The sequence below is a fragment of the Pseudochelatococcus sp. B33 genome, from assembly GCF_053570585.1.
This window is the reverse complement of sequence record NZ_JBSEFH010000016.1, coordinates 128,254-147,459: the sequence shown is the minus strand read 5'-3', so window position 1 is coordinate 147,459 and position 19,206 is coordinate 128,254. Positions and strand designations below refer to the sequence as shown.

The 19,206-nt window shown below is 66.6% G+C and carries 20 protein-coding genes; 7 read left to right on the top strand and 13 right to left on the bottom strand.

Translation table 11 applies throughout. From position 1 onward, the window contains the following. Positions 1-66: 66 nt before the first annotated feature. Both ACUSIJ_RS18565 and ACUSIJ_RS18560 read right to left on the bottom strand, forming a co-directional pair. Positions 67-546 (bottom strand): tRNA (cytidine(34)-2'-O)-methyltransferase, encoded by a 480-nt coding sequence (locus ACUSIJ_RS18565; RefSeq protein ID WP_449309903.1) that lies wholly within the window; start codon positions 544-546, stop codon positions 67-69. Between the two features lie 11 nt (positions 547-557). Further along, a complete protein-coding gene (locus tag ACUSIJ_RS18560) occupies positions 558-2,414 on the bottom strand; it encodes an ABC transporter ATP-binding protein (RefSeq protein ID WP_449309890.1) in 1,857 nt (618 codons plus the stop codon). Between the two features lie 224 nt (positions 2,415-2,638). On the opposite strand from ACUSIJ_RS18560, the gene hemF reads away from it, so the two are divergent. Next, positions 2,639-3,535: an oxygen-dependent coproporphyrinogen oxidase gene (hemF, locus tag ACUSIJ_RS18555; RefSeq protein WP_449309889.1), complete on the top strand. Its 897-nt coding sequence runs from the start codon at positions 2,639-2,641 to the stop codon at positions 3,533-3,535. Between the two features lie 98 nt (positions 3,536-3,633). Here the strand turns inward: hemF and lysA are convergent, their stop codons facing one another. Both lysA and ACUSIJ_RS18545 read right to left on the bottom strand, forming a co-directional pair. Beyond that, positions 3,634-4,905 carry a diaminopimelate decarboxylase gene (gene lysA / locus ACUSIJ_RS18550; protein ID WP_449309888.1) on the bottom strand — a complete coding sequence of 424 codons (1,272 nt, stop codon included), beginning with the start codon at positions 4,903-4,905 and terminating at the stop codon, positions 3,634-3,636. Positions 4,906-4,933: 28 nt separating this feature from the next. Then, positions 4,934-5,185, bottom strand: coding sequence for a hypothetical protein (locus tag ACUSIJ_RS18545; RefSeq protein ID WP_449309887.1), 252 nt, complete (start codon positions 5,183-5,185; stop codon positions 4,934-4,936). Positions 5,186-5,397: 212 nt separating this feature from the next. Between ACUSIJ_RS18545 and tlpA the strand changes: the two genes are divergently transcribed. Next, entirely contained in the window at positions 5,398-6,030 is a 633-nt protein-coding gene (gene tlpA, locus ACUSIJ_RS18540; protein ID WP_449309886.1) for a thiol:disulfide interchange protein TlpA, read from the top strand. A 41-nt stretch (positions 6,031-6,071) separates the two neighbouring features. Here the strand turns inward: tlpA and grxD are convergent, their stop codons facing one another. From grxD to purC, 6 genes are all read right to left on the bottom strand, one after another. Further along, entirely contained in the window at positions 6,072-6,407 is a 336-nt protein-coding gene (gene grxD / locus ACUSIJ_RS18535) for a Grx4 family monothiol glutaredoxin (RefSeq protein ID WP_449309885.1), read from the bottom strand. Between the two features lie 44 nt (positions 6,408-6,451). After that, positions 6,452-6,688, bottom strand: a complete 237-nt coding sequence (locus ACUSIJ_RS18530) for a BolA family protein (RefSeq protein WP_449309884.1) — start codon at positions 6,686-6,688, stop codon at positions 6,452-6,454. 29 nt (positions 6,689-6,717) lie between these two features. Beyond that, positions 6,718-8,928, bottom strand: a complete 2,211-nt coding sequence (purL, locus tag ACUSIJ_RS18525) for a phosphoribosylformylglycinamidine synthase subunit PurL (protein ID WP_449309883.1) — start codon at positions 8,926-8,928, stop codon at positions 6,718-6,720. 80 nt (positions 8,929-9,008) lie between these two features. Beyond that, positions 9,009-9,692 (bottom strand): phosphoribosylformylglycinamidine synthase subunit PurQ, encoded by a 684-nt coding sequence (gene purQ, locus ACUSIJ_RS18520; RefSeq protein ID WP_449309882.1) that lies wholly within the window; start codon positions 9,690-9,692, stop codon positions 9,009-9,011. Between the two features lie 2 nt (positions 9,693-9,694). Continuing rightward, positions 9,695-9,955: a phosphoribosylformylglycinamidine synthase subunit PurS gene (gene purS / locus ACUSIJ_RS18515; protein WP_449309881.1), complete on the bottom strand. Its 261-nt coding sequence runs from the start codon at positions 9,953-9,955 to the stop codon at positions 9,695-9,697. Positions 9,956-10,081: 126 nt separating this feature from the next. Further along, positions 10,082-10,879: a phosphoribosylaminoimidazolesuccinocarboxamide synthase gene (gene purC, locus ACUSIJ_RS18510; RefSeq protein WP_449309902.1), complete on the bottom strand. Its 798-nt coding sequence runs from the start codon at positions 10,877-10,879 to the stop codon at positions 10,082-10,084. 411 nt (positions 10,880-11,290) lie between these two features. Between purC and ACUSIJ_RS18505 the strand changes: the two genes are divergently transcribed. Further along, entirely contained in the window at positions 11,291-11,614 is a 324-nt protein-coding gene (locus ACUSIJ_RS18505; RefSeq protein ID WP_449309880.1) for a DUF1476 domain-containing protein, read from the top strand. Positions 11,615-11,779: 165 nt separating this feature from the next. On the opposite strand, the gene ACUSIJ_RS18500 is transcribed toward ACUSIJ_RS18505, so the two are convergent. Continuing rightward, entirely contained in the window at positions 11,780-12,463 is a 684-nt protein-coding gene (locus ACUSIJ_RS18500) for an alpha/beta hydrolase (protein WP_449309879.1), read from the bottom strand. A gap of 80 nt (positions 12,464-12,543) precedes the next feature. Then, a complete protein-coding gene (locus tag ACUSIJ_RS18495; RefSeq protein WP_449309901.1) occupies positions 12,544-12,762 on the bottom strand; it encodes a YdcH family protein in 219 nt (72 codons plus the stop codon). 353 nt (positions 12,763-13,115) lie between these two features. Between ACUSIJ_RS18495 and ACUSIJ_RS18490 the strand changes: the two genes are divergently transcribed. Both ACUSIJ_RS18490 and ACUSIJ_RS18485 read left to right on the top strand, forming a co-directional pair. Next, positions 13,116-13,304: a DUF465 domain-containing protein gene (locus tag ACUSIJ_RS18490; protein ID WP_449309878.1), complete on the top strand. Its 189-nt coding sequence runs from the start codon at positions 13,116-13,118 to the stop codon at positions 13,302-13,304. Positions 13,305-13,807: 503 nt separating this feature from the next. Continuing rightward, positions 13,808-15,763: a propionyl-CoA synthetase gene (locus tag ACUSIJ_RS18485; RefSeq protein WP_449309877.1), complete on the top strand. Its 1,956-nt coding sequence runs from the start codon at positions 13,808-13,810 to the stop codon at positions 15,761-15,763. A 28-nt stretch (positions 15,764-15,791) separates the two neighbouring features. Here ACUSIJ_RS18485 and ACUSIJ_RS18480 read toward each other — a convergent pair whose 3' ends face one another. Further along, the gene (locus ACUSIJ_RS18480; protein ID WP_449309876.1) at positions 15,792-16,445 is read right to left on the bottom strand and encodes a tetratricopeptide repeat protein; all 654 of its coding nucleotides are present in this window, start codon (positions 16,443-16,445) and stop codon (positions 15,792-15,794) included. Positions 16,446-16,753: 308 nt separating this feature from the next. On the opposite strand from ACUSIJ_RS18480, the gene fliF reads away from it, so the two are divergent. Both fliF and ACUSIJ_RS18470 read left to right on the top strand, forming a co-directional pair. Further along, complete coding sequence (gene fliF, locus ACUSIJ_RS18475; RefSeq protein ID WP_449309875.1) at positions 16,754-18,406, top strand: flagellar basal-body MS-ring/collar protein FliF; 1,653 nt, start codon at positions 16,754-16,756, stop codon at positions 18,404-18,406. After that, complete coding sequence (locus ACUSIJ_RS18470; RefSeq protein WP_449309874.1) at positions 18,406-19,191, top strand: hypothetical protein; 786 nt, start codon at positions 18,406-18,408, stop codon at positions 19,189-19,191. The genes fliF and ACUSIJ_RS18470 overlap by 1 nt, the downstream gene beginning before the upstream one ends. The last annotated feature ends 15 nt before the right edge of the window (positions 19,192-19,206 follow it).

Here is a 19,206-nt window from a genome sequence, read left to right as displayed (position 1 = left end):
AAGGTTAGCACGCCAGCCTCCCGATCGCACGCCCCGATGATGATTGATGCGTTCACAACACCGGGCTCAGGCACGGGCGGCGAGGCCGTCGAACCCGCCAAGCTGCCTGAGCGCCTCGCCGATGACGACGGCCGCCGTCACCGCCACGTTGATGGAGCGCAGGCCGGGGCGGATCGGGACGACGATGCGCGCGTCCGCCGCCGCGTGCACCTCCTCCGGCACCCCCGCCGATTCGCGCCCGACCATCACGATATCCCCGGGCCGGAAGGCGAAGCCGACGTGCGTCGCCGTGGCGCGCGTCGTCGTCAGCACCAGACGCGGCGCGCCCGCACCGCTCCGCCATTCCTGAAACCTCGACCAGGAATCGTGCCGGTTGATGACGACATCGTCGAGATAGTCCATCCCCGCGCGGCGAAACGCCCTGTCAGACACGGGAAAGCCCGCCGGCTCGATGATCTCGGCCGCGATGCCGAAACAGGCGCACATCCGCAGCATGGTGCCGGCATTCTGCGGAATGTCCGGCTGATAGAGCGCCAGCCGCAGCAGCGGATCGGCGCTCATTCGCCCGCCAGCTTGAGCGGCTGCTCCTCGACGCCCAGGAAGCCGCCCGACTGGCGCCGCCACAGGCCGGCATAGATGCCGCCCCGGCGCAGCAGCTCGTCATGGGTGCCCATTTCGGCGATCTCCCCCTGCTCCAGCACGACGAGGCGGTCCATGCGCGCGATGGTCGACAGCCGGTGCGCGATGGCGATCACCGTCTTGCCGGCCATGATGGTATCGAGCTCGTCCTGGATGGCGGCCTCCACCTCGGAATCGAGCGCCGACGTCGCCTCGTCCATCACCAGGATGGGCGCGTTCTTCAGCAGCACGCGCGCGATGGCGATGCGCTGGCGCTGGCCGCCGGAGAGCTTCACGCCCCGCTCGCCGACATGGGCGTCGAGCCCCCGGCGGCCGAAAGGATCGATGAGGCCGGGAATGAAGCCGTCGGCATGGACCTGCCGCGCGGCGGCCCAGATCTCCTCCTCGGTGGCGCCGGGCTTGCCGTAACGGATGTTGTCGCGCACCGAGCGGTGCAGCAGCGAGGTATCCTGCGTCACCATGCCGATGGAGGCGCGCAGGCTCTCCTGCGTCACGTCGGCGATGTTCTGCCCGTCGATCATGATACGCCCGCCCTGCAGGTCGTAGAAGCGCAGGAGCAGGTTGACCAGCGTCGACTTGCCCGCGCCCGAGCGCCCGACGAGGCCGACGCGCTCGCCCGCCGCGATGTTGAGCGTGAGGTTCTCGATCACGCCCGACTCGCGCCCGTAATGAAAGCGGATGCGGTCGAAATCCACCGCCCCGCGCGTCACGTTCAGCACCTTCGCATCCGGCCTGTCGGTGACGGCGTGGGCGCGCGACAGCGTCTCCATGCCTTCCTGCACCACGCCGACGTTCTCGAAAATGCCGGTCACCACCCACATGATCCAGCCCGACATGTTGTAGATGCGGATCGCCAGGCCGGTGGAGAGCGCAATCGCGCCCACCGTCACGCTGCCGGCGCTCCACAGCCACACGGCGAGGCCCGCCGTGGTGCCGATGAGAAAACAGTTCAGCGTGGTGACCACCGCCGACATCAGCGTGACGAGCCGGGTCTGCGCCTGGGTGGCGGCGACGTTGTCGGCGATCGAATCGCGGATGTAGGCGTCCTCCCGCTCGGCATGGGCGAAGAGCTTCACCGTGGTGATGTTGGTGTAGCCGTCCACCACCCGCCCGGTGAGCGTGGAGCGCGCGTGCGAGACGGCGCGCGCACTGTCGCGGATGCGCGGCACGAACCACGACAGCGTCAGGATATAGAGCGCGATCCACGCGATCAGCGGCACGGCGAGCCAGAAATCGGCATCCGCGAACAGCACCACGGCGCCGCCGGCGTAGATGATCACGAACCACAGCGAGCCGAACACCTCGACCACCGACTCGCGCAGCGCCATGCCGGTCTGGATGACGCGCTGCGCGAGCCTGCCGGCGAAATCGTTCTGGAAGAATTCGAGGCTCTGGCGGATGAGATAGCGGTGCCCCTGCCAGCGGACGAGCGCCGGAAACGTGGGTATCAGCATCTGACGCGTGATCATGTCGTGCAGCACGGAGCTGACCGGGCGCGCCACCAGCACCACGAAGGCCATGATCAGGAAGGTGGGGCCGTATTCCGAAAAGATCTGGGCGGGATCGGTCTTGCCGACGATGTCGACGATTTCGCCGATATACCGGAACATCATCACTTCGAGCGTCGCCGTGACGCCGCCCGCGAGGATGAGCGCGATGAACACCGGCCAGATCTGGCGGACAAAATGCCAGTAGAAGGCGAGCAGCGTCGCGGGCGGACGCTCGATGGGCGCCTCCTTGAACGGGTCGATGCGCGTCTCGAACCAGCGGAACATACCATTCTCCTCTCGGGGGCTCCCGTCTGAGCCCGCGCCGTCACAGCCGCACTCAACCCGCCCGATGCATAGGATGCATATAGTGCATTTTGACGTTTTTTGAGTGTCCAATTGACGCCCGGGCCGCATGGGCCTATGCGCTTGAGGAACAATCGCGTCTTGCGCCGTGCGCCCGCGCACCCGGCGCGGCGCGGCCTCCCCCACCCCATCCGGAGCCCGCAGCCATGGCTTTGCCCGAGAATCTGGACGACCTCAAGGCACGCGCCGGCGCGTGGTTCGCCGACCTGCGCGACCGCATCCTCGCCGATTACGAGGCGCTGGAGGACGCGGCGACCGGCCCCTTCTTTCCGGGCGCGGACAAGCCCGGCCGCTTCATCCGCGAGCCGTGGACGCGCACCGGCGCGGACGGCCTGCCGGGGGGCGGCGGCGTGATGTCGCTGATGAAGGGCCGCGTGTTCGAGAAGGTGGGCGTGCACGTCTCGACCGTGTTCGGCGCGTTCTCGCCCGAGTTCCGCAACCAGATTCCCGGCGCGTCGGAAGACCCGCGCTTCTGGGCCTCGGGGATTTCGCTCATCGCCCACCCGTGGAACCCGAACGTGCCGACCGCGCACATGAACACCCGCCTCGTGGTGACGACGAAGGCGTGGTTCGGCGGCGGCGGCGACCTCACGCCGGTGCTCGACCGGAGGCGCACACAGGACGACCCGGACGCCCTCGCCTTCCACGCCGCCATGCGCACGGCCTGCGAGGCGCATGCGGCGGTGGCGCCCTATGACACATACAAGGAATGGTGCGACCGCTACTTCTTCCTGCCCCACCGCGACGAGCCGCGCGGCATCGGCGGCATCTTTTACGACCACCACTGGTCGGGAGACGTCGAGGCCGATTTCGCCTTCACGCAGGCAGTGGGCGAGGCGTTCCGCAGCGCCTATCCGCAGATCGTGCGCGCCAACTTCGCGACATCGTGGACGGAAACCGACGTCATCGAGCAGGAAGTGCGCCGCGGCCGCTATGCCGAGTTCAACCTGCTGCACGACCGCGGCACGATTTTCGGCCTCAAGACTGGCGGCAACGTGACATCGATCCTGTCGTCGCTGCCGCCAAGGGCGCGGTGGCCTTAGAGCGCGTTCCGATCAAATGAAATCATTTGATCGGCATGAATTCTCTCAAAATCAAAGAGTTGGATCATTTCAGCGTTTCTGTGAAATGATGAAATGATCTAAGCCGTCAGCCAGTTCGGCACGCGGTCGAGGCCGATGAGGTCGTCGTAACTTGGGCGCGGGCGCACCACGGCGGCCTGCGTGCCGTTCACCAGCACTTCCGGGACGAGCAGGCGGCTGTTGTAGGTGCTCGACAGCGTCGCGCCATAGGCGCCCGCCGTCATCACCGCCAGGAGGTCGCCGGGCTGGACCGCCGGCAGCGAGCGCTGAAGGGCGAGGTAGTCGCCGCTCTCGCACACCGGCCCCACCACGTCGGCGACGATGCGGGGCGTGTCCGCCGCCGTCTCGCGCACGGGCTGCACCGCGTGATAGGCCTCGTAGAGGGTCGGGCGGATGAGGTCGTTCATGCCCGCGTCCACGATGACGAAGGTGCGCCCCTCGCCCTGCTTCACGTAGATGACCCTCGTCACCAGAATGCCGGCGTTGCCGACGATCATGCGGCCGACCTCGAACACGAGCTTGAGGCCGAGCCCGCGCGTGTGGCTCTTGACGATCTCGGCATAGGCGGAGGGCAGCGGCGGCGGTTCGGCATCCTCCTGATAGGGAATGCCGAGCCCGCCGCCGAGATCGATGTGGTCGAGCTTGTGGCCCTGCGCCAAGAGGTCGCGGGCGAGTTCCGCGATCAGCGCCGTGGCGTTGTCGAAGGGCGCAAGCTCCGTGATCTGGCTGCCGATGTGCATGTCGACGCCGGTGATGCGCAAGCCCGGCAGCGCCGCCGCGCGAGCGTAGACGTCACGCGCATGCGACAGCGGAATGCCGAACTTGTTTTCGGACTTGCCGGTGGAGATCTTGGCGTGGGTCAGCGCATCGACGTCCGGGTTGACGCGCACCGAGACCGGCGCCTTCACCCCGAGCGACACCGCAACCTCCGACAGGGCCTCGAGCTCGGGCTCGGATTCGACGTTGAAGCACAGGATGCACGCCTTCAGGGCCGCCGCCATCTCCTCGCGCGTCTTGGCGACGCCGGAAAAGACGATGCGCTCACCAGGCACGCCGGCGGCCAGCGCCCGGCGCAGCTCGCCCTCCGAGACGATGTCGACGCCCGCCCCCTGGCGCGCCAGCGTCGCGATCACCGCCTGGTTGGAGTTCGCCTTCACCGCGAAGCACACCAGCGACGGCACGTCGGCGAAGGCTTCCGCAAACACCCGGTAATGACGCTCGATGGTCGCCGTCGAGTAGCAGTAGAACGGCGTGCCGACCTCGCCCGCGAGCGCCGTCAGATCGACGTCCTCGGCATGCAGCACACCGTGGGAATAGGAAAAATGATGCATGGAATCACCGGTGCGAAGCGGTCAAAAGTCAAAGCAGCGGATCGAGCGCGAATTTGCGGTCCGGCGTCACATAGCCGCGGATCACCCTCTGGCCCTCGCGCCCGGACGACTCGACGCGCAGGCCCGATTCGACGACGCGCGGATCGTTCGGATCGACGGGATATTCCAGCGCGCCGCGCCGCCCGCAGCCGGCGGCCAGAGCGCAGACGGCCGCCACGAGGCAGAAGCGGACAAGGGCGCGCGGATAGCGCCGGCTGGATTGCGAAGAGGACGAGGACAAGGCCAGATCTCCAAAAATCGCCGGCACTATAGCGAATTGCCGCGACATTTCTAACCCTCAATCGCACATAATCAAGCACGCGCATGTGAACGCACAATCGCCGCAATCATGCACCACAGCCGCCGGAGCGACCCGATGCCCGGTTGAGATCGGCGCGCAATAGCCTATCTTGCAGCCGACAGTATCAGGCCCATTCCGGATCGATCCGCACGATGCCCCTATCCTCCCGCAGCCTTGCCATTCTCGCCGCCGCCGCCGTGGGGCTCGTGGGCGGGGTGATCGCCTTCCAGCTCAACCGGGGCGCCGGCAGCGGCGAGGCCGGCGCATGCCGCGCCTCCACGGAGCTGCTCGCCCGCCTCAAGCCGCTCGCGGTCGGCGAGGTGGCGGCGGTGCAGATCGAGAACCGCCCCACGCCCCTGTCGGAACTCGCCTTCCTGTCGCCGGAGGGCGCGCCGCTGACGCTCAGGGACTTTCGCGGGCGCACCGTCCTGCTCAACCTGTGGGCGACGTGGTGCGTGCCGTGCCGGGCCGAGATGCCGGCCCTCAACGCCTTGCAGGAACAGCTCGGCAGCGACGACTTCGAGGTCGTCGCCGTCAACATCGACACGCGCGATCCCGGGAAGGCGGTCCAGTGGCTCGCCGACAACGGCATCGACCGCCTCGTCCGCTACAGCGACCCGAAGGCGAAGATCTTTCAGACGCTGCGATCAGACGGCAAGGCCTTCGGCATGCCGACCACCATCCTCGTCGATGCGGAGGGCTGCGCGCTCGGCCATCTCGCCGGCGCGGCCGAATGGGCATCGGACGACGCCATCACGCTCGTGCGCGCCGCAATCGGCGGCTGATCAGCCGGCCGCCGTCGCCTCGATGCCCGAAAGGCGGCTGCTCAACCAGCCGCCGTCGCTTCGATACCGTGCTCGGCGAGGATCTTCTGCAGTTCGCCTTCCTGGAACAGCTCGCGCACGATATCCGCGCCGCCGACGAACTCGCCCTTGATGTAGAGCTGCGGAATCGTCGGCCAGTTGGTGTATTCCTTGATCCCCTGACGCAGGTCGTCGCTCTCCAGCACATTGACGCCCTTGTAGGCGACGCCGATGTAGTCGAGGATCTTCACCACCTGCCCGGAAAAGCCACACATCGGAAAATCCGGCGTGCCCTTCATGAAAAGCACGACGTCGTTGGACTTCACCTCGTTGTCGATGAATGCAAGCGCGTCAGACATGAACCGATCCTTTCAGGCGTCGCCGCCGGAACATTCTTGAATAGCTAATCTTGCGTCGCCGCCGTCGTCAGCGCAAGGGCGTGCAGCTCGCCGCCCATGCGGCCCTGCAGGGCGGCATAGACGATCTGGTGCTGCTGCACACGCGACTTGCCCGCGAACGAGGGCGAGATGACGGTCGCCGCGTAATGATCGCCGTCGCCGGCCAGATCACGTATCTCGACAACGGCATCCGGTATCGCCGCCTTGATCAGAGCTTCAATCTCAGCCGCATCCATTGCCATGTCGCTATAAACCCTCTTTGATCATGTCGTTATGATGATTGTTTCATGTAATCCGGCAACCACGCCTCGTGGGTGCGGCGCAGGTCCTCGACTGATATGGCCTCGCCGTCATCGAGACGCAACGTATCGCCGCCGGTCGTCCCCAGCCGCGCCACGGGCACGCCCGCCGCGCGCGCAACCGCCTTCACGGCGGCGACGTCGTCCTCGGCGAGCGTCAGCACGTAGCGCGCCTGATCCTCGCCGAACCAGAAGGCGTGCGCCGGTACGTCCCGCAGTGCGGGCGCGAGCATGGCGCCGATTCCCGAAGCGATCGCCATCTCGGCCAGCGCCACCAGCAGGCCGCCGTCCGACAGATCATGCACCGCGCTGACGCGCTTGTCGAGAATGAGGGAGCGCACGAAATCGCCGTTGCGCCGCTCGGCGGCGAGATCGACGGCCGGCGGGGCGCCTTCCTCGCGGCCGAGAATATCGCGCAGGTAGACGGACTGTCCGAGCCAACCCGCCGTGTCGCCGACGAGAAGGATCGCCTCGCCCGCGCGCTTGAAGGCGAGCGTGGCATGGACGTTCACGTCCGCCACGACGCCGACGCCACCGATGGTGGGCGTGGGCAGGATCGAGCGCCCCTGCGTCTCGTTGTAGAGCGAGACGTTGCCGGAAACGATGGGGAAGTCGAGGGCCACGCAGGCCTCCGAGATGCCGCGCAGGCAGCCGACGAACTGGCCCATGACGTCGGGCTTCTCGGGGTTGCCGAAATTGAGATTGTCCGTCACCGCCAATGGCTTGCCGCCGACCGCCGTGATGTTGCGCCACGTCTCCGCCACCGCCTGCCGGCCGCCCTCGACGGGGTCGGCCTCGCAGTAGCGCGGCGTCACGTCGGTGGTGAGCGCGAGGCCCCTCGGGCCGTCGCCGATGCGCACGATGGCCGCATCGCCGCCGGGGGTCTGCACGGTGTTGCCGAGAATCAGGTGGTCGTACTGCTCCCACACCCAGCGCTTGGAGGAAAGATCCGGCGAGCCGATGAGCTGCTTCAGCGCATCGAGCGTCGGCACCGGCGCGGCGAGGCTCGCGGCATCCAGCACGGCCGGGCGCTTGGGCTCGTTCCACGGGCGATCGTAGACCGGCGCCTCGTCGCCGAGCTCGCGGATCGGCAGGTCGGCTTTCACCTCGCCCCGATGCTTCACCACGAAGCGCAGCGTGTCCGTGGTGCGGCCGACCACGGCGAAATCGAGGCCCCATTTGCGGAAGATCGCCTCCGCCTCCGCCTGACGGGCGGGATCGAGCACCATCAGCATGCGCTCCTGGCTCTCGGAGAGCATCATCTCGTAGGCGGTCATGCCCTCCTCGCGGCAGGGCACCGCGTCGAGGTCGAGCTCGACGCCGAGCCCGCCCTTCGCGCCCATCTCCACCGCCGAGCAGGTGAGGCCGGCCGCGCCCATGTCCTGAATGGCGATGACGGAGCCGGTCCGCATGAGTTCGAGGCAAGCCTCCAGCAGCAGCTTCTCGGCGAAGGGATCGCCGACCTGCACGGTGGGGCGCTTTTCCTCGGACTTGTCGTCGAACTCGGCCGAGGCCATGGTGGCGCCGTGGATGCCGTCGCGGCCGGTCTTGGAGCCGAGATAGACGATGGGATTGCCGACACCCGCGGCCGCCGCATAGAAGATGCCGTCCGTGCGCGCGATACCAACGGCCATGGCGTTGACGAGGATGTTGCCGTCATAGCGGGTGTGGAAACCGACCGAGCCCGCCACCGTCGGCACCCCGAAGGAATTGCCGTAGCCACCGATGCCCGCCACGACGCCGGAAACGAGATGGCGCGTGCGCGGATGCTCCGGCGCGCCGAAACGCAGCGCGTTCAGGGCGGCAATGGGCCGCGCGCCCATGGTGAACACGTCGCGCAGGATGCCGCCCACGCCCGTCGTCGCGCCCTGATAGGGCTCGATGAACGAGGGATGGTTGTGGCTCTCCATCTTGAACACGCAGGCGAGCCCGTCGCCGATGTCGATGACGCCGGCGTTCTCGCCGGGCCCCTGGATAACCCACGGTGCCTTGGTCGGCAGGCCCCGCAAGTGGATGCGCGAGGACTTGTAGGAGCAGTGCTCGTTCCACATCGCGGAGACGATGCCGAGCTCGGTAAACGTCGGCTCGCGGCCGATGAGGGCCTTGAACCGCGCGTACTCGTCCGGCGTCAGGCCGTGGCTCGCGACGAGTTCGGGGGTGATGGCAGGCTCTTGTGCGGTCATCGGGGGCTCACGGGGTAGCGCCGTGCATGCCACGGCGAGGCAGATATCTCAGACGGATGTCAGCGGGCGGTGGAAAGGGGTCACGCCGCCAGCAGGCTCTCGAACAGGCCGCGCCCGTCGGTGCCGCCGACGAGGTCGTCGATCAGGTTTTCTGGATGCGGCATCAGGCCGAGCACGTTGAGCCGCTCGGAATAGATCCCGGCGATGTTGTTCAGCGAGCCGTTCGGATTGGCCTCCGGCGCCACCGCGCCCGTCCGGTCGGCATAGCGGAACGCAACGCGCCCGCCGCCCTCGAGCCGGGCGAGCGTATCCGGGTCGGCGACGTAATTGCCTTCGCCGTGGGCGATCGCCACCTCGATGGCCTGCCCAACGGCATAGGCCCGGCTGAAGGCGGTGTCGTTGCGCTCGACGCGCAGGAACTGGCGGCGGCAGATGAAGTTGAGCCCCGCGTTGCGCATCAGCACGCCGGGCAGCAGGCCCGTCTCGCACAGGATCTGAAAGCCGTTGCAGATGCCGAGCACCAGCCCGCCCCGCCCCGCATGGGCGCGCACGGCGTCCATCACCGGCGCGCGCGCGGCGATGGCCCCGCAGCGCAGGTAGTCGCCATAGGAGAAGCCGCCGGGCAGCACGACGAGATCGGTGCCCGCGGGCAGGTCGCGATCGGCATGCCAGACGGCGGCGACTTCCGCCCCCGCCTGGGCGAGCGCGCGCGTGACATCGCCCTCGCGGTTGGAGCCGGGAAAGAGGATGACTGCCGCCTTCATCGTCACGCCTCCACCAGATCGATCCGGTAGTTCTCGATGACGGTGTTGGCGAGCAGCTTCTCGCAGGCGGCCCCGAGCAGCGCCCGCGCGCGCTCCGCGTCGGTCGGGATCAGCTCGATGTCGAACACCTTGCCCTGCCGCACGCCCGCCACCCCCTCGACGCCGAGGGACGCGAGCGCGGCCTCGATGGCCTTGCCCTGCGGATCGAGGACGCCGTTCTTGAGTGTAACCGTCACACGCGCCCTTGTCGTCGGTTTCGTCACGCCGCTAACTCCCTGTGGCCGCACCGGCCCGCCGTGCCTGTCAGATAGCAATGCGAACGGGGGCCGCAAGCCCCCGTTTAGAAGATATCAACCACCTTCGCAACCGGCGCAACCAGCCGGCGGCGTCTACTCGACCACGCGCGGCGTCTCGCCCCGCACCGGGTTCTCGCTCTCGCCGAGGATCCCGAGCCGGCGCGCCACTTCGGAGTAGGCCTCGACGAGCCCGCCCATGTCGCGGCGGAAGCGGTCCTTGTCGAGCTTGTCGGAGGACTTCACGTCCCAAAGCCTGCACGAATCGGGCGAGATCTCGTCGGCGACGACGATGCGCATCAGGTCGCCCTCCCACAGCCGGCCGGTCTCCATCTTGAAGTCGACGAGCCGGATGCCGATGCCGAGGAACAGGCCGGTCAGGAAATCGTTGACGCGGATGGCGAGCGCCATGATGTCGTCGATCTCCTGCGGCGTGGCCCAGCCGAAGGCGGTGATGTGCTCTTCCGACACCATGGGGTCGTTCAGGGCGTCGTTCTTGTAGTAGAATTCGATGATCGAGCGGGGCAGCTGCGTGCCCTCCTCAATGCCGAGCCGCGTCGACAGCGAGCCGGCCGCGACGTTGCGCACCACCACCTCGAGCGGGATGATCTCCACCTCGCGGATGAGCTGCTCGCGCATGTTGAGACGCTTGATGAAGTGCGTCGGCACGCCGATGTCGTTGAGGTTCTGGAAGATGTACTCGGAAATGCGGTTGTTGAGTACTCCCTTGCCATCGATCACTTCATGCTTTTTGGCATTGAAAGCGGTCGCGTCGTCCTTGAAATGCTGAATCAGGGTTCCCGGCTCCGGCCCCTCATAGAGGACCTTGGCCTTACCCTCGTAAATACGACGGCGGCGATTCATCGGCGTGTACCGTGTCTTGAGGAAATCCATCAGGGTGCCGTGGCTCCGTAACTGAACGATCCGCGGCTCGAACGAACGAGGTAACGACATCCGCGGATTGACCATACGACGCCGCTTCACCCCGCGCTCAACCTATCCGATCGCACACCAAAGCACAACGACAGCCGGATGGCGTCGCGCCGCCGGCAGCCGTCCGTACCCGGTGCATCCAAAGTGCATACATATAACTTATAGTGCGCAACGGCAAGCGCCGCCTCTCGGCGGCGGAATGGACCGGAAAATGTTCTTTGTCATATGCGATACGCGCATCTTGTGGTCTTCTGCAGCAGAGGAGACGCGATTGGCCGTGCCGGTTCCCGACATCGGCACTAGCCTTCGCTTTCGCCGGGCATTATATCGACATGATCAGTTCAGACCGCATTTGTACGGGGAGCACGACCGATGACTTCATTTAACGATCGTCAGAAGGCGGAAGAGGCAAAGTTCGCCATCGACGAGGAGCTGCGCTTCAAGGCTGTCGCCCGCCGTAACAAACTGCTCGGCCTGTGGGCGGCGGAAAAGCTCGGCAAGACCGGTACGCAAGCCGAGGAATACGCCCGTTCCGTCGTTCTCTCGGATTTCGAGGAGCCGGGCGACGAAGACGTGTTCCGCAAGGTCCGTACCGATTTCGACGCCGCCGGCGTGCAGCAGTCCGACCACCAGATCCGCCGCGAGATGGAGGAACTGCTGGTGCGCGCCGCTGCCGAGGTGCGCGGCGGCGCCTGAGCATGACGGGCGCATTCCCGCAGCATCAGAGCATGTCATCATGTCACGGAAACGGATGACATGCTCTCAGTGCTTGATTTTGAGCGAGTTCTTATCGATCAGACGATGCCGTTTGCTGGGGCGGTGGCGCATCGTCTTTCCGAAAGCGGCAGCCGCTTCCGGGGCTCACGCCGATGCGGGATAAGGCAGGCCGAAGGCGGACGTCAGGAACAGGCCGCCATGGCGCAGGCCGCCGCGATCGATGCCGTGACCGACCCTGAGCGACAGATGCCACTGGGTGGCGATGCCGGCATTCGCCAGCGCCTCGGCGGAATAGAACAGGCTGTCGACCGGGATGACCTCGTCGGCGTCGCCGTGGACCAGCAGAACCCGCGGCGCGTCCCCCCCGGCAAGCGGGGCAGGATCCTCGCCGCCCGCGGGCGGCGTCACCAGCATGCCCGAATAGCCGACGATCGCCGCAGGCGCTGCCTGGCGCCGCAGCCCGACGTGCAGCGCCATCATCGTGCCCTGGCTGAAACCCACCAGCGCCAGCCTGTCCGCCTCTAGCCCGTAGCGTCCGAGCTCGGCGTCGAGAAAGGCGTCGAGGGCCGGCCCGGCATGGTTGACGCCCCGCCAGCGCTCGCCCGGATCGCGAAAGGTCAGCGCGAACCATTGCCGGCCCAGACCCGACGCCGGGCACGCCTCGGGCGCGTGGGGGGCGACGAAGGCCGCCTCCGGCAGCCACGCCTGCCACTCGCGGCCGATCTCGATCAGGTCGTCGCCGTTGGCGCCGTAGCCGTGCAGAAAAACGACGAGCTGGCGTGCCTTGCCCGACCGTGGCAGCAGCCGTGGTCCATCGATAATCGCCATTGAATCTCCCGCCAGAAAACCGGAACAGCCGGGCGGGATGGTACGCGCCAAGACGATACGTTTCAATCGCCGCGTTTCGATCAGGCAATGATGTCGGGCGTGAGCTGGTCGTCGAGATAGGCGATGCGATCCTTGAGTACGAGCTTGCGCTTCTTCAGGCGCTGCACCTGAAGCTGCTGGGCCACGCCCTCCGCCTCGAGCGCGGCGACCTGCGCGTCGAGTTCCCGATGTTCCTGCCGCAGCCGTTCGAGCTCGGCGATGAGGGCCGCCCGTTGTTCAGTGTCCAGATCGAATGCCATCATCACCCCGGCACTGCCCGGATGCCGCTAAATGCGAGGCAAAGCGGGCCCCCAAGGGAGCCCACGCCCTGCGCCGCTGGTTGAATTGAGCGCCGCCCGTCGAGCATGCATACCGGCTTCCGGACGGTCCGGAACACTATGCCGGTGAGCCTTTCCGCCTGCAAGCTCTCTCTTGGCCGTACAATCAAGAAAACCTCTCATGTGTCAATATGATGGCGATCGACAGGGGAAATACCACATGGCCCCGTCCGAGGCCGCGACAATTTTTCTACTCCCTTCGTCGGATTAGCGTTTGACGTCACGGCAATTTATGTCAGGATTGCGACGTAGGTCATCGACATGGAGGTCTATCGATGTCCATTGAAGGTCATCTCGTTGAATTGGAGCGTCGGCGCGAGGCTCTTGAAAGAGAAATAAAACTGCATCTCGCCAGACCAGCCGTTAGCAGTGAGGAAATAAGCGAACTGAAACGACGGAAACTTCAACTGAAAGATGAAATCGAGCGTATCAACCGCCAACGTTCTGGGCAAAAACTGAACTGATACCTTCAAATACAGCCAGTCGGCCCTTCCCGTCGCGATACCTTTGTCGCGGCGGCAGGGGCATTTTGCCGTTCATATCGGGCTATGTAATATAATTGCTGGAAGGCGTATTTTTACGTTCATTTGTTGCGCCGTGAGGCCCATAATCAACCAAAGTCGTAATCGTTGAGGTCTTGCGCGACAATTTTCATGCTTCTACGTTCCGCCTGACGCATCGAACGGAAGAGTGTCCGCACTTTTCGCTTTGCGGACCTTCGGTTCGGATAAATCGATGCGAAAACAAGATAGAGAGCGTGGCAGCAACAATTCCGGTTCTTTGCCCGCCGCGCCAGGGCGCTTTCCGATCGGCCGGAATGCGCTGGAGAGCATGTCATCATGTCACGGAAACGCTGACATGCTCCAACTCTTTGATCTTGAGCGAATTCTTGTCGATCAGACGATTCCGTCCGATCGGAACGCGCTCACGCACGAGACATCCACGATCAGGGCACGGGGGAAGCGCCATGACGCAATCGGAAACGACGCAATCGGAAACGACGAGTTCGAAAGACACTGCCGCAACGCCTTCCACCTATCACGCGGTCTATGAGCAGTGGCGCGCGGATCCCGAGGGATTTTGGCGGCAGGCGGCGGAGGCGGTCTCCTGGGTGCAGCCGCCGCGGACGGTTTTCGACCCGCAGGCGGGCGTCTACGGCCACTGGTTCCCCGATGCGGCGCTGAACGCCGCCTACAACGCCGTCGACCGCCATGTCGAAGCAGGGCGCGGCGAGCAGCCGGCGATCATCTACGACAGCCCGGTGACGGGATCGAAGCGCACCATTTCCTATAACGGCCTGCTGGCGGAGGTGCAGGCGCTCGCGGCGGTCATCGCCGATCTCGGCGTCGGCAAGGGCGATCGCGTCGTCATCTACATGCCGATGATCCCCGAGGCGGTGATCGGCATGCTGGCGGCGGCGCGGCTCGGCGCGATCCATTCGGTCGTGTTCGGCGGCTTCGCCGCGCCCGAGCTCGCCACCCGCATCGAGGACACCGAACCCAAGCTGATCCTGACGGCCTCCTGCGGCGTCGAACCCTCGCGCGTGGTAGCGTACAAGCCCCTGCTCGACGAGGCGCTGCGGCTTGCCGGCTCCGACGCCGCGACGCTGGTGCTCCAGCGTCCGCAGGCGAAAGCCGATCTCGTCGCGGGGTGCGACCACGACTGGGCGCAGGCGGTGGAAAAGGCGCGCAACGCCGGCCGCATCGTCCCGCCCGTGCCGGTGAAGGCGACCGATCCGCTCTACATCCTCTATACGTCGGGCACCACGGGCAAGCCCAAGGGCGTCGTGCGCGATACCGGCGGCTATCTGGTGGCGCTGGCGTGGACGATGCGGCATTTCTACGACGTGAAGCCCGGCGAGGTGTTCTGGGCTGCCTCCGACATCGGCTGGGTCGTCGGCCACAGCTACATCGTCTACGGCCCGCTGATCTACGGCGCGGCCACGATCGTCTACGAGGGCAAGCCGGTGGGCACGCCGGACGCCGGCGCGTTCTGGCGCGTCATCGCCGAATACAAGGTCTCGGCGCTGTTCACCGCGCCGACCGCCGTGCGCGCCATCCGCAAGGAGGACCCGGACAGCAAGCTGCTGCCGCAGTACGACATTTCCAGCCTGCGCACGCTGTTCCTGGCCGGCGAGCGGGCGGATCCCGACACCGTGAAATGGGCGCAGGAAACGCTCAAAATTCCGGTGGTCGACCACTGGTGGCAGACGGAAACCGGCTGGGCCATCGCCGGCAACCCGGTGGGGCTCGGGGTGCTGCCGGTGAAGGCCGGCTCGTCCACGGTGCCGATGCCCGGCTATGACGTGCGCATCGTCGACGAGGGCAACAAGGAGGTGCCGGCCGAGACGATGGGCTCGATCGTCGTCAGGCTGCCGCTGCCTCCCGGCTGCCTGCCAACGCTGTGGAAGAACGACGAGCGGTTCCGTGAAGGCTATCTCTCCGAGTTTCCCGGCGCGTACAAGACGTCGGACGCCGGCTTCCGGGACAAGGACGGCTATGTTTTCATCATGGGCCGCACCGACGACATCATCAACGTCGCCGGCCACCGCCTGTCCACGGGCGGCATGGAGGAGGTGCTGGCCGGGCATCCCGCGGTGGCGGAATGCGCCGTCATCGGCATCGCCGATGCGCTCAAGGGCGAGGTGCCCTGCGGCTTCGTGGTGCTGAAGAGCGGCGTTGCCGACAACCCCGCCGACATCGAAAAGCAGCTCATCGCCCGCGTGCGCGACCAGATCGGCCCCGTGGCGGCGTTCCGCCTCGCGATCACGGTGGGCCGCCTGCCGAAAACACGCTCGGGCAAGATCCTGCGCGGCACCATGAAGAAGATCGCCGACCACGAGCCGTGGTCGCTGCCCGCCACCATCGAGGACCCGCGCTCGCTGGACGAAATCGCCGAGGCGCTGAAGACCTACGGCCTGTGAGTGCGCGGCCGCACCGGCGCGCCCGGCATCAGAGCGGCTGCCCCTCCACGAGCAGGCGCAGCCTGTCGCGTGCCCGGCGGACCTCCTGCATGTGCGGGTTGATCGCCAGGGCGCGCTCGTAGAGGGTCAGCGCGCCCTGCCGGACGCCGGTCCGGTCGAAAATGCCGGCGAGCGTCGCCAGCACGACGAAGTGGCGCTCATTGTAGGCGAGAACCTGATTGAAATCGGCCACCGCCCGCTCGTCGTCGCCGATGGCGGCGAATATCTGCCCGCGCCGGGCGTAGGCCTCCGCCCAGTCGGGCGCGAGGGCGATGGCCCTGTCGAGCAGCTCGATCGCCAGCGGCACGTCCTCGAGTCCCAGCGCCGCATGCGCGCGGCTGGCGAGAAGATCGGCCGTCGGGCTGCCGGAGCGCAGCCACGTGCGGGTGATGGCCACCTCGATGCGCCGGGCCTCGCGTTCGTCCTGCGCCCCGGCGAGACGCTCGTAGAGATTGTCCGGCGCATCGCCGCGTGCGGACGCCGCCCACGCGCGACCCGACTCATGGCCCGGACCAAACGGAAAAGCCGCCGCGAGCGCCAACGCCAGCAACGCAGCCACCGCCCGCAGGCGACCGCGCCGCGGCGCGACTGCCCGCGAGGCTGCACCGGCGCGCGTCCGGAAACTGTCTGACCACCACTTCATAAATCCAGAATAATCCCATTCGGCCAGGTTGGCATCCTGAATCTGCCGCCGCGCCTGCGCGCGCCCAGCATCAGGCGCACGGCCGGCTCGCGGCGCGACGCCGCTATAGAGAAGCAGGACATATGTGGAGAAGCCCGCGCATGGTGCCCCAGTCACTCCGCGAAAAGCAATCCCCAGACAAGTTTGACATGCCAGATTGATTAACACGTCCGGAAGTCACCGCCGCGCCGGGTTCAGGGGCGGGAGCCGGCGGATCGACGATCGATACCCGCCGAACTGTTTATGCGTATGGTTAGTATGGATTGGCAATGACCGGCCGAGAGCACGCGGAGAAACTTTGGGGCAATATCCGGGATCTCGGTGCGCGCCGCCTTGCTGCGCTTGCCGTGGTCGGGCTCACCGTCTTCTTCGCGGTGGCGCTCGGCGCCTATTACCTCAGCCGGCCGGAAATGGAGGTCCTCTACACGGGCCTCAGCCGCGACGACGTGACGCGCATCGGCGCGGCGCTGCGCGACGGCGACATCCCCTTCGACGTCAGCGCCGACGGCACCAGCGTCTACGTCTCCCACGGCAACACGGCCAGTGCGCGCATGCTGCTCGCCAGCAAGGGCCTGCCGCAGAGCGCGAGTTCGGGATACGAGCTGTTCAACGACCTCGGCTCGCTCGGCCTCACCTCCTTCATGCAGGAAGTCACGCGCGTGCGCGCGCTCGAGGGCGAGATCGCCCGCACGGTCCAATCCATCAAGGGCGTGAAGGCGGCCCGCGTGCACATCGTGCTGCCGGACCGGGGCTCCTTCCGCCGCGACCAGCAGCCCGCGTCCGCTTCCGTCGTCATCCGCACCGAGCCGGCGGACGACACCGGTTCCGCGCAGGCGATTCGCCATCTCGTCGCCTCGGCCATTCCGGGCATGAGCGTGGAACGCGTGTCGGTGCTCAACACGGACGGCGTCCTGCTCGCCTCGGGCGACGGCCGCACGGGGGCGATGACCGGGCAGGCCAACGCGCTGGAGAAGGCGATCGCCCGCGATCTGCAGGAGAACGTCAGGCGTTCGCTCTCGCCGTTCCTGGGCCTCGACAACTTCGAGGTGAGCATCGCCGTGCGGCTCAACACCGACAAGATGAACACGCAGGAGACGATCTTCGATCCGGACTCGCGCGTGGAGCGATCGACGCGGGCCGTGCGCGAGACGGAAACGTCGCAGAACGCCAACCAGCAGACGCCGACCACCGTTCAGCAGAACATTCCGCAGGAAGCGCCCAACGCCGGCGGCGGCGATTCGTCCAGTTCCGAGGCGAATCGGCGCGAGGACATCACCAACTACGAGATCTCGACCAAGACGATCCAGACGGTGCGCGACGGCTATTCGGTCGAGAACATGTCGGTGGCGGTGCTGATCAACCGGGCGCGCATCCGCCAGCTCATCGGCGAGGATGCGCCCGCCGAAGCGATCGACCGGCAGGTGACCGAGATCGAGGAACTGACCCGCTCCGCCGCCGGATATTCCGAGGACCGGGGCGACACCATCAAGGTGCTGGCCGTCGATTTTCCCGAGGATGGGCGCCTGCTCGAGCCGGTGCCGCCGCTGTCCATCATGGAGCTGCTGCTGCGCCAGATGGGCAACGTGATCAACGCCGCGACCATTCTGGTGGTGTCGCTGCTGCTGATCTGGTTCGGCCTGCGTCCGGCGGTGAACGCCATACTCGCCCGCCCCGAGGAGGAAACCGCCACGGAATCGGTGCTGGCGCTCGAAAGCGGCGCTGCCGCCCCCGAGGCATTGCTGACATCCGACCTGTCGACGCCGGGCGTGTCCGAGGCCGATGGCGAACCGAACCTGATCGGGGACCTCACCGGCAAGATGGCGCCCACAGCCCAGAAACGTCTCGAACAGGTCATCGCCCTGGACGAGGAAAGAGCCGCCGCCATTCTGCGTGAATGGCTATATCGTGAGAATGCCGCGTAATGAACACGCCTCTTGCCACCTGCCTGCCCGACTTCGGCTCCGGCGACGCGCCGAAGGCCATCGAGGATCATTCCCCGCCCACGACCGCCACGTTCAGGAGCGTCCCCGGCGCGCCGAAGGCGAAGGCCGCCGCCGCGCCCAAGGCGAAGGAAGGCAAGCTGAAATCCGCGGGGGATACGCTCAAGTCGGTGGTGCGGCACATCAAGCTCGTCGACGAGCCGGGCTTCATCAGCCCGCTCGTCAAGCCCACGCCGCCGGTGGATGTCGACGCGCTGCTCAAGGAACACGGCGACAAGGTGCGCGCCGAAGAGGCGGAGAAGGCCAGGACGGCGCTCGCCGCCGCCATCACCGAGGAGCGCAAGGCGCACGAGGAGCAGCGCCGGAAAGAGCGCGCCGAATGGGTGGAGACCGAAGCGTCGCGGCTGGCGGAGCAGATCGTCGCGGCGCTCTCCGATCTGGAGGAGAGCCTGTCGCAGTCCATGGTGCGGATTTTCGCTCCGTTCCTGAAGGACGCCGTGCGCGACAAGGCCCTCGGCGAGTTGCGCGACACGGTGCTCTCCCTGCTCGGCGAGACGGACGAGGCGCGTATCGAGGTCTCCGGGCCGGGCGACCTGATCGGGAAGATCCGCGACGCCATCGCGGACAGCGCGCCCGAACGCGGCGGACAGATCGTCTTCACCGTCTGCGAATCGACGGACATCCGGGTGGTTGCCGGCGACATCGTCTGCGCCACCCAGCTCGCCGTCTGGAACCGGCGCATCGAAAACGCCCTCGGCCTGCAATAGCGCAAGGGCTCAGGG